Origin of the sequence: Caloramator australicus RC3, from assembly GCF_000297115.1 — a bacterium.
GTDB classification, from domain to species: domain Bacteria; phylum Bacillota; class Clostridia; order Clostridiales; family Caloramatoraceae; genus Caloramator; species Caloramator australicus.
Genome location: NZ_CAKP01000131.1, coordinates 1 through 9,240 on the forward strand (window position 1 = coordinate 1; position 9,240 = coordinate 9,240).

Genomic DNA, 9,240 nt, shown 5'->3' on the forward strand with positions numbered 1-9,240 from the left:
TGTGCAAACGTAAACTCTCTTTGGAGTTCCGTTTATAATAACTTTTACTTTCTTAAGATTTGGAGCCCAAGTTCTGTTTGTTCTACGATGGGAATGGCTATATTGAATTCCAAAAACTAACCCCTTATTGCAAATTTCGCATTTTCTAGACATTGTGGCACCTCCTTAATAAGAACAATACTTCATTTATAAGACCTTTATTATTTTAACAGAAACTAGAAAACATTACAAGTCCGATTTATTACAATAATAATTATATAATGCATTTTTGATTTTGTAAAGTATTTTTACTTTACAGTTATAAATATTTTATCTTGAAGAATTTTAATAATTAATATAAAATTATAAAATAAAGACTAGTATCCCTAGTAAGGTTGGGAGGTTTAAGTATGTCAGTAAAAATATATAACGAATTAGGCTATATTGAATTTACAGATGAGCTAATAGCAAAATTAGCTGGTGCAGCGACAACTGAGTGCTATGGAGTTGTTGGAATGGCTTCCAAAAGAGCAACGGATGGTTTGTGGGAACTTTTGAAGAAGGAGCAGCTAAACAAAGGGGTTAAAGTAATAATTAACAATGATGAGGTAGTTATTGACTTGTTTATAATAGTTGAATATGGAACTAAAATACCTGTTATTGCTGAGAACATTATAGAAAAAGTAAAATACACAATTGAAAATTTTACAGGAATAAAAGTTCATAAAGTTAATGTCTATGTTCAGGACATTAGAGTTTAAAGCAAGGAGGTTTAAGCATTGAAACAAACTACGTTGTTGGATGGACAACTATTGAAACAAATGTTCATAAATGGTGCATATGAGCTTGAAAACAACAAAGAAGATGTTAATGCATTAAATGTTTTCCCAGTTCCAGATGGAGATACAGGAACAAATATGGCAGCTACAATAATGGCTGCTGTAAGTGAATTGGAGAAAATCAAGGATGTTAATGTTACTAATGTTTGTGATGCAATTTCAATGGGATCTTTAATGGGTGCCAGAGGCAATTCTGGAGTTATATTATCTCAGCTTATAAGAGGTTTTGCAAAATTTTTAAAAACAAAAGAAACTATAAATACAAAGGACTTTGCTCAAGCTTTAAAGGAAGGAGTAAATACTGCTTATAAGGCAGTCATGAAACCAACGGAAGGAACTATTTTAACTGTAGCAAGAGAGACTGCAGATAAGGCGATAGAAATAGCAAAAAAAGAAAGTAATTTTGAAGTTTTTATAAAACTTATATATGAATATTCAAATGTGTCTTTAAATAAAACGCCAGAAATACTTCCTGTTTTAAAGCAAGCAGGAGTTGTTGACGCAGGAGGTAAAGGATTAACGCTTATATATTTAGGCTTTTTGAAGGCTTTGTTAGGTGAAATAAACGAAGCAAAAGTAAAACAGCAAGAAAAGAAGGAAGAAGTAAAATATAGTCAAATAGATACATCAGATATAAAATTTTCTTACTGCACAGAGTTTTTTATTAAGACTAAAAATGCAAAACCTGAAGAATTTAAAGAAAAAATCACAAAATATGGTGATTCGATAGTTGTTGTTGGAACAGAAGAGTTAATCAAGGTTCATATTCATACTAATAATCCAGGAATAGTATTAGAAGAGGCGTTAAAATTAGGAGAATTGATAAAGATTAAAATTGACAACATGAAGGAACAACACAGAAATTTAACAGATGATACATATTCCGATGAGAAGACTGAATATACAAGTCAAGATGAAAAGGAATATGGATTTATTACAATTTCTTTTGGCGAAGGATTTAAACAGATATTTGAAGAGTTAGGGGTTGACAAAATTATAGAAGGCGGCCAGACGATGAATCCAAGCACACAAGATATTTTAGATGCAATAAATAATATAAATGCTAAAAATATATTTGTATTGCCTAATAATAAGAATATTATTCTTGCAGCTGAACAGGCAAGGGATCTTGCAAATAAAAATGTTGTAGTTATTCCAACAAGAAGCATACCTCAAGGTATAACTGCAATGTTAAATTTTAATCCGGATAGTAATGCTGATGAAAATAAAGAAATAATGATGGAAGCAATATCGAAGGTTAAGACAGGGCAAGTTACATTTGCAGTGAGAAACACAAATTTTGACGGTATAGAAGTTAATGAGGGAGACATAATAGGAATATTAAATGGGAAACTTGTAAATGCTGGATCTAATTTAAATGAAGTAGTTACTAAATTGGTTGATAATATGATTGATGAAGATAGTGAATTCATTTCAATATTTTACGGAAATGAAGTCAGTGAAGAAGATGCTGCTAAAGTTCAAGAATATATCAAAGAAAAGTATTCAAACCTTGATGTAAACGTTTATTTTGGAGGGCAACCTATTTATTATTATATAATTTCTGTGGAATGATTATGGCATGCCAAAGTGCATGCCTTTATAAATTTAACCACATAAGAGGTGGATATATGGAGATTCAATATTTGAAGGGAGTTGGACCTAAAATTGCAAAGTATTTATCAAGTTTAGGAATTAATACAGTTAAGGATGCACTATTTTATTTTCCAAGGGACTATGAGGATAGAACTAACATAAAACCTATAAGCAAACTAGAAAATGATGAAATGGCAAGTGTAATAGTTGAAGTTGCACAAATTTTTCCGAGTAAGAAAACTAAAACAGGTAAAACATTAAATAAAATATTATTTAAAAATGAAACTGGTTTTATATCGGGGATATGGTTTAATCAGCCGTATATAAAAAATAACTTTAAAATTGGCGAAAAAGTGTTGCTCTACGGTAAAGTATCAAAACAATTTGGAGAAATTACTTTAGTTGATCCCCAGTATGAAAAGGATTATGAAGAAACACAAGGAATTAATCCTATTTATTCCATTAATAAAAATCTTACTCAAAAAATTATGAGAAAAATTATAAAACAGGCCCTTAATTTTATAGATCAAGAGGTTGAAGAATTATTACCAGAAAGTTTAAGAAAAATATACGATCTATTGGACATAAAAAATGCAATTATAAATATTCACTTTCCCAAAGATAAAAATATGCTTAAACTGGCTAAAAGGCGATTAAAATTTGAGGAATTGCTAATAATACAACTAGGCTTATTTGAACTAAAGAAAAAATACTCTTCAAGCACAACAAGCTATTCGATGGCTGTTAGTAAGGAGCTAAAGGCTTTAAAGGAAAAATTACCCTTTGAACTTACAGAGGCACAAAGGAAGGTTATAAGAGAAATTTTGATTGATATGAAAAAAAACACACCTATGAATAGATTGCTTCAAGGTGATGTAGGTTCCGGAAAAACAATCATTTCAGTTATTGCTTTATTTAATTGTGCAATGAACGGATATCAAGGAGTATTAATGGCTCCTACTGAAATTTTAGCAGAACAACATTATAATACTATTTTAGAATTATTAAAGGATTGGAATATAAATATTGCATTATTGGTTGGAAGCACTTCTAAAAAGCAAAAGGAAGAGATAATAAGGAAGATATCTCAAGGAGAAATAAGTATAGTTATTGGAACTCATGCACTATTACAGGAAAATGTGGAATTTAAAAATTTAGCCCTTGTAATTACTGATGAACAGCATAGATTTGGAGTAAGACAAAGAGCAACTCTAATTAATAAGGGCCATAATCCTCATGTATTAGTTATGACTGCAACACCGATTCCAAGAACTCTTGCTTTATTTATGTATGGCGATATGGATATTTCAGTTATAGATCAGTTACCACCTGGGCGACAAAAAGTGGAAACCTATTTTGTTAGGCCTAATATGCGGGAAAAGGTTTATGATTTTGTAAAAAAGGAGATAGAGAAGGGAAGACAGGCATATGTAATATGCCCGCTAGTGGAGGAATCGGAAAAATTAGAAGCAGAATCGGTAATAGAAATGGCTGAAAATTTAAAAAATAATTTTCTAAAATATAACAAAATTGGAATATTACATGGAAAAATGTCTGCAAGCGAAAAGGATGAAATTATGAAAAAATTTAAAAATAATGAGATTCAGGTGCTGGTTTCTACAACAGTAGTTGAAGTAGGGGTAAATGTGCCTAATGCTACTATAATAGTAATTGAGAATGCTGATAGGTTTGGTTTGGCACAGTTACATCAATTAAGAGGTAGAGTTGGAAGAGGAAATTATAAATCCTATTGTATATTAGTTGCCGATGCAAAAACTGATGATGCTATTGAAAGAATGAAAATTATGACTAAAACTAACAGTGGATTTGAGATAGCTGAAAAGGATTTAGAATTAAGAGGAACGGGAGAGTTTTTTGGCACAAGACAACATGGACTTCCGGAGCTTAAAGTTGCGAATTTATTTAAAGATATAGATATTCTTATGCAAACAAAAGAAGTGGCAAGGGAGTTAATTCAGTCAAGACGACTATTAGATAAGGATTATTATAAGTTAAAATTAAGGATAGAAGAATTAATACAAAATATTGGTGATAATATATCTATAAACTAATTGAGAAAAAAACTTCCTGTTATAATTTCATTTTAAGTGGTTAAATTAATAATAGAAACAGAAACAGGAGGTGAAACAATATGATAAATATTCAACCAAGAAACAGGGCATTAGTTCCAGAAGCTGAGGCAGCACTTGAACAATTCAAATATGAAGTAGCAAATGAAATAGGAGTTCAGGTTCCACCAACAGGATACTGGGGAAACATGACATCAAGGGAATGCGGTTCAGTAGGTGGATATATGGTTAAGAAGATGGTAGAGGCTTATGAAAGAGGCCTTGCAGGAAAAAGATAATTAGGCGGTAGCACAAAGATATAAAAGGGGAATAGAGCTCTCTCTATTCCCCTTTTAAAGTTGATTTTATGTTATATATTTAATTACCAATATTTACATGAATATATTGTCGAATAATGGAGAAATTAATAATAAGCAACTGAAACAGGAGGTGAAAATAATGAACGAAAATTTAGTAGGAAGAACAAATCAAACTGTTATTCCAGAAGCTAAGAAGGGCCTCGAACAATTCAAATATGAAGTAGCAAATGAAATAGGAGTTCAGGTTCCACCAACAGGATACTGGGGAAACATGACATCAAAGGAATGTGGTTCAGTAGGTGGATATATGGTTAAGAAGATGGTAGAGGCTTATGAAAGAGGCCTTGCAGGAAGACAATAATTAATATAAAATAAAGAAAAGGGAAGGTAATCTTCCCTTTTCTTTATTTTAATAAAGGAGGCTTGGCATGAGAATAATAACTGGTGAAGCAAAAGGTAGAATTATAAAGGCACCTGAAGGTATGAACACAAGACCCACTTTAGATAGGGTAAAGGAGTCTGTGTTTAATATAATATCAAATAAGATTTATGATGCTATTGTATTAGATATGTTTGCAGGTAGTGGTAACTTAGGTCTTGAAGCAATAAGCCGAGGGGCAAAATTTTGCACCTTTATAGAAAAGGACAAATCTGCATATAAGGTTTTAAAAGAAAATATAAAAAATTTAAATTTTGAAGATAGAAGTAAAGCTTATTTTGGAGATTCCTTTAAAATTATAAAAAATTTATCGAAGGAGAATTTTAAATATGATTTGATTTTTTTGGATCCCCCTTATGGAAGGGGAATGGTTCAAAGAGCCGTTGAAGCAATAAGCGAAAATAGAATTTATAATGATAATACTTTTATTATTTCGGAACTAGATGAAAAGGATGATATCCCAGAAATCGTCGGGATTTTTAAAAACTTTAGAACAGAAAAATATGGAAGATGCAAAATTATATTTTGGGTTAAGGAGGATAAATATGAATAATATAGCAATATATCCTGGTAGTTTTGATCCTATAACTAATGGTCATCTTGACATAATAGTTAGGGCGTCAAAAATATTTGATAAGGTAATTGTTGCAGTTTTAGAGAATCCAGAAAAAAAGAATCCCTTATTTACAATTGAAGAACGTGTTGAGTTAATCAAAAGAGTAACAAAGGATATTGATAATGTGGAAGTTGAAAGTTTTAAGGGACTTCTTGTAAATTATGCAAAGGAAAAGTCAGCTAAGGTAATAATTAAAGGACTTAGGGCAGTCTCTGATTTTGAGTATGAACTTCAAATGGCAATGATGAATAATAAATTGAATAACCAATTAGAAACTCTTTTTATGATGACGAGTAATAAATATTCCTTTTTAAGCTCTAGTTTGGTAAAACAGGTTGCAATGTATGGAGGCTGCATCAAGGATTTAGTTCCTGAGGAAATAATAGACGATATAAGGAATAAATTTAAATAATTAATATTTTTCTCCCAAAATATTAATTTTTATAAAGTAGATAACATTTAAAATTAGTATTGTTATTAATAAAATCTCTAATAGAGGAAATAAACTTATAAAATAAGGGATATTAGGTTCAACCATAAAGGTTTCACTATCAATAGAAATAAAATTTAACATAAGTAATGCAACTAACACAGAAAAAATAGAATGCGATATTTTGGATATTACATAGGCTTTTATAGATATGTTTTCTTCATAAGTTATTGAAAAAACCTGCATTATAATAGAAATCCCGCTAAAGGATATAATAAAGGTTGAAATCAGGATTTTAAAAAAAATGGAATATTTGATTTACTTATTAAATTACATCCATTAGTAATTTCTATTGCTCCTTGAAGTGCTAATATTATAGATTTAGATAATGATTTATTTAAAAATAAATCAAGGAACCATTCAATTTTATTGAAAATATTTAGCTTATAAATCAGTTCTATAAGGACAGAAAAGAAAATAATATATCCTCCAATTATTCCAGTAGTTGTAAGGGAATTGAGGATAGACTTCGTTAAAAAATTCCTATTTGTATTTTTATCTTTATTTAACCAACATGACTCAGCAACATTTGATTTTGGATAGAAGATGTTATTTAAAACCAAACCATTAATAATTGCACCTAATATATGAGAAATAAACAAAATATATCCAACTTTTATGTTATTAAACATTCCAATACCAACTGCTCCAATTACAAACAAGGGGCCTGAAGTGCTTGCAAAATTTAATATTTTTTGACCTTCATAACTTGATATTTTTTTTTCGCTAATAAGCTGAGCAACTATTTTTGCCCCAGTTGGGTATCCTGTGAATATACTCATAATAAAGACATACGCACCATATCCAGATGTATTAAGAAGTTTTTTAAAATAATTTTTGAATAATTTCGATATACTATCTGGAATTTCTAAGGAAATTACTATGTCATTTAATATAAAAAAAGGGAATAAGGAAGGCGTTACTACATATATCCATAGGTTAAAACCGTTTTTTGCTGCTTCAATTGAGTTTTTCGGGAATAGAAACATGGTAATCAGCATTGATATTACGAAAATTTTTGCTGCCCTTTTATTTTGACCCATTAAAAATAAAATAATTGAAAATAATATCATCAATTGAATAAATATAACCATAATATAAAACACCGTCAAATTTCTTTAATTAATATTTATGCAATAGGATTTAATACTATGTTTAAAGTAATATTGGTTTATTTTTTAGGTCTTGGACTGCTATTTTATACTTAGGATTATTATATCCTAAAACATATATATCAGTTGCCTTAATATCTAATGACAACAGCTCTTTATCATATTTAGATGGATTTATTATAATAGGAATATCAACTAATGCTTTATCTTTTACATACTTAAGAAGTTTTCTGCCCTTTGAATTAGCAGCTAATATTCTAATATAGTTTATTTCTTTTATAGTCTGCAAATAAACTTCTTTTGTAATATCTAATAATATGTATAAGAGAATTCTCTGAAGCCTTGTTTTTGTATATCTTTTGCTCAAAGCTAAATTCAATAGTTCTTCAATTGTAGAAGATTCCTCAGCAGCATATTTTATTTTGTTTTCAAGGCCCTCTGATATATCGTGGATTTTACTTAGTTCATTTGCTGTTAAACTTCGTATTTTATAGAAAATTAAGTCTGCTAAATTATTAAGATTTACAGGACCCTTTCCTAGTTGTTTTTCCCTTTGAATAATTTCAAAGGAAAATTCAGGTATAGTAGTTTTTATAAGATCATAATTATCGAAATTATGGCGTATAGAAGTTGCGCTAGCGATGTTTGAGGTGATGTTTATATCATTATAATTATTTTTTATTCTCTTTATTGTATAAGGTTTAATATTGCTATTAAGTTTTATTAAAGCCTTAAGATATTCAACACCTAAAATGTTATTTGAAGTTTGAAGAAGATTATTCGTATCTTTAAAATAATTATTTAAAGCAAATTCACGTGCTTTTGGATATGGAAGCCCCTGCTTTAAAAATTTTCTTAATAAGTTTTTATATTCCTTTGGTTCTTCAGCTAAAATTTGTGCAATTTTAAAAAGAGGTTCTATATCACCAGATTCACTGCCAAAACATATAGAATCTATAATGTTAAGCTTATTTAAAATTGATATAGCTCCATAAGCAAAATTTTCTGCGCTGCTAATGCTATAAATTACAGGCAGCTCAATAACAAGATCAACACCAGCATTTAAAGCAGCTTCAGCTCGAGCCCATTTGTTTACTATTGCTGGTTCACCTCTTTGGACAAAGTTACCACTCATAACGGCAACAACATAGTCACAATTTGTAACTTGTTTAGTTTGTTGTAGGTGATATAAATGGCCATTATGTAAAGGATTATATTCGACAATAATTCCTGTTACTTTCATTTTGCATCTCCTTTTTATACAAAATTATATTTTTTTACATCATAGTGTAAAATTATTGTAGGACGAAAAAGGACAAAAAATTTAAAAGAGACAACCCCTGTGGTAAAATAAAAAGTGGAAAAAACACAAATCAATAAGGGGGTGTCTCTTTTGAATAATATTATACAACATGATATTATACAACAACATTTAATAAATTTCACTACTAAATTAATAAAAAATGTAGAAGAAATGCTGTCAAAAGAATGGGATTTTACAAAACTTGTTGAGGTAGTTAAAGAATCGACTGATGAACTTGGAAGGAATATAATAAAAGACTTTTTAGAAGAATTAGATAAAGCGATTAAAGAAGATGATAAGAGAAAAAAGGAATAGGATAGTTAGAAAGAAAAGACAAGAAAAGTATTAATTACGCTCCTAAGGAGGAATAGAATATTACAAGAACATACTACAAATCAAGAAAGAGCGGAGAATATAGATATTTACTTGATGATGTTATAGGTATAAGGAAACATGAGAAGGTGGATAAAGAAGTAA

At 29.6% G+C, this 9,240-nt stretch carries 13 protein-coding genes; 9 read left to right on the forward strand and 4 right to left on the reverse strand.

Annotated features, from left to right (window positions below):
- A partial coding sequence (rpmB, locus tag CAAU_RS12445) for a 50S ribosomal protein L28 (RefSeq protein WP_040306702.1) occupies window positions 1-153 on the reverse strand: 153 nt, incomplete at its 3' end.
- Window positions 154-389: 236 nt separating this feature from the next.
- Here rpmB and CAAU_RS12450 point away from each other — a divergent pair.
- From CAAU_RS12450 to coaD, 7 genes are all read left to right on the forward strand, one after another.
- A complete protein-coding gene (locus tag CAAU_RS12450; protein WP_008909790.1) occupies window positions 390-740 on the forward strand; it encodes an Asp23/Gls24 family envelope stress response protein in 351 nt (116 codons plus the stop codon).
- A gap of 60 nt (window positions 741-800) precedes the next feature.
- A complete protein-coding gene (locus CAAU_RS12455; RefSeq protein WP_051004428.1) occupies window positions 801-2,393 on the forward strand; it encodes a DAK2 domain-containing protein in 1,593 nt (530 codons plus the stop codon).
- 56 nt (window positions 2,394-2,449) lie between these two features.
- Window positions 2,450-4,486, forward strand: a complete 2,037-nt coding sequence (gene recG / locus CAAU_RS12460) for an ATP-dependent DNA helicase RecG (protein ID WP_008909792.1) — start codon at window positions 2,450-2,452, stop codon at window positions 4,484-4,486.
- Window positions 4,487-4,566: 80 nt separating this feature from the next.
- Window positions 4,567-4,782 carry an alpha/beta-type small acid-soluble spore protein gene (locus tag CAAU_RS12465; protein ID WP_008909793.1) on the forward strand — a complete coding sequence of 72 codons (216 nt, stop codon included), beginning with the start codon at window positions 4,567-4,569 and terminating at the stop codon, window positions 4,780-4,782.
- A 160-nt stretch (window positions 4,783-4,942) separates the two neighbouring features.
- Window positions 4,943-5,164, forward strand: coding sequence for an alpha/beta-type small acid-soluble spore protein (locus CAAU_RS12470; protein WP_008909794.1), 222 nt, complete (start codon window positions 4,943-4,945; stop codon window positions 5,162-5,164).
- A 67-nt stretch (window positions 5,165-5,231) separates the two neighbouring features.
- The gene (rsmD, locus tag CAAU_RS12475) at window positions 5,232-5,795 is read left to right on the forward strand and encodes a 16S rRNA (guanine(966)-N(2))-methyltransferase RsmD (protein WP_008909795.1); all 564 of its coding nucleotides are present in this window, start codon (window positions 5,232-5,234) and stop codon (window positions 5,793-5,795) included.
- A complete protein-coding gene (gene coaD, locus CAAU_RS12480) occupies window positions 5,788-6,270 on the forward strand; it encodes a pantetheine-phosphate adenylyltransferase (RefSeq protein ID WP_008909796.1) in 483 nt (160 codons plus the stop codon). The genes rsmD and coaD overlap by 8 nt, the downstream gene beginning before the upstream one ends.
- Here the strand turns inward: coaD and CAAU_RS12485 are convergent, their stop codons facing one another.
- From CAAU_RS12485 to CAAU_RS12495, 3 genes are all read right to left on the reverse strand, one after another.
- Entirely contained in the window at window positions 6,271-6,534 is a 264-nt protein-coding gene (locus CAAU_RS12485) for a hypothetical protein (RefSeq protein WP_008909797.1), read from the reverse strand. It lies immediately after the preceding gene.
- A gap of 41 nt (window positions 6,535-6,575) precedes the next feature.
- Window positions 6,576-7,442 (reverse strand): hypothetical protein, encoded by an 867-nt coding sequence (locus tag CAAU_RS12490; RefSeq protein WP_008909798.1) that lies wholly within the window; start codon window positions 7,440-7,442, stop codon window positions 6,576-6,578.
- Window positions 7,443-7,503: 61 nt separating this feature from the next.
- Complete coding sequence (locus CAAU_RS12495; RefSeq protein ID WP_008909799.1) at window positions 7,504-8,703, reverse strand: nucleotidyltransferase; 1,200 nt, start codon at window positions 8,701-8,703, stop codon at window positions 7,504-7,506.
- A 150-nt stretch (window positions 8,704-8,853) separates the two neighbouring features.
- Here CAAU_RS12495 and CAAU_RS15460 point away from each other — a divergent pair, with 150 nt between their 5' ends.
- Both CAAU_RS15460 and CAAU_RS15645 read left to right on the forward strand, forming a co-directional pair.
- On the forward strand, window positions 8,854-9,078 hold the full coding sequence (locus tag CAAU_RS15460) for a UPF0236 family protein (protein WP_008909800.1): 225 nt from the start codon (window positions 8,854-8,856) through the stop codon (window positions 9,076-9,078).
- A 59-nt stretch (window positions 9,079-9,137) separates the two neighbouring features.
- Window positions 9,138-9,240 (forward strand): UPF0236 family transposase-like protein (locus CAAU_RS15645; RefSeq protein ID WP_156792098.1); only part of this gene is annotated, 103 nt, incomplete at its 3' end.

What these genes read in the sequence shown, in the direction of transcription:
- CAAU_RS12450 (WP_008909790.1), top strand. Translation starts at nt 390, where the DNA reads ATGTCAGTAAAAATATATAACGAATTAGGCTATATTGAATTTACAGAT.
- CAAU_RS12470 (WP_008909794.1), top strand. Translation starts at nt 4,943, where the DNA reads ATGAACGAAAATTTAGTAGGAAGAACAAATCAAACTGTTATTCCAGAA.
- recG (WP_008909792.1), top strand. Translation starts at nt 2,450, where the DNA reads ATGGAGATTCAATATTTGAAGGGAGTTGGACCTAAAATTGCAAAGTAT.
- CAAU_RS12465 (WP_008909793.1), top strand. Translation starts at nt 4,567, where the DNA reads ATGATAAATATTCAACCAAGAAACAGGGCATTAGTTCCAGAAGCTGAG.
- coaD (WP_008909796.1), top strand. Translation starts at nt 5,788, where the DNA reads ATGAATAATATAGCAATATATCCTGGTAGTTTTGATCCTATAACTAAT.
- rsmD (WP_008909795.1), top strand. Translation starts at nt 5,232, where the DNA reads ATGAGAATAATAACTGGTGAAGCAAAAGGTAGAATTATAAAGGCACCT.
- CAAU_RS12455 (WP_051004428.1), top strand. Translation starts at nt 801, where the DNA reads ATGTTCATAAATGGTGCATATGAGCTTGAAAACAACAAAGAAGATGTT.
- CAAU_RS12495 (WP_008909799.1), bottom strand. Translation starts at nt 8,703, where the DNA reads ATGAAAGTAACAGGAATTATTGTCGAATATAATCCTTTACATAATGGC.
- CAAU_RS12485 (WP_008909797.1), bottom strand. Translation starts at nt 6,534, where the DNA reads ATGCAGGTTTTTTCAATAACTTATGAAGAAAACATATCTATAAAAGCC.
- CAAU_RS12490 (WP_008909798.1), bottom strand. Translation starts at nt 7,442, where the DNA reads ATGGTTATATTTATTCAATTGATGATATTATTTTCAATTATTTTATTT.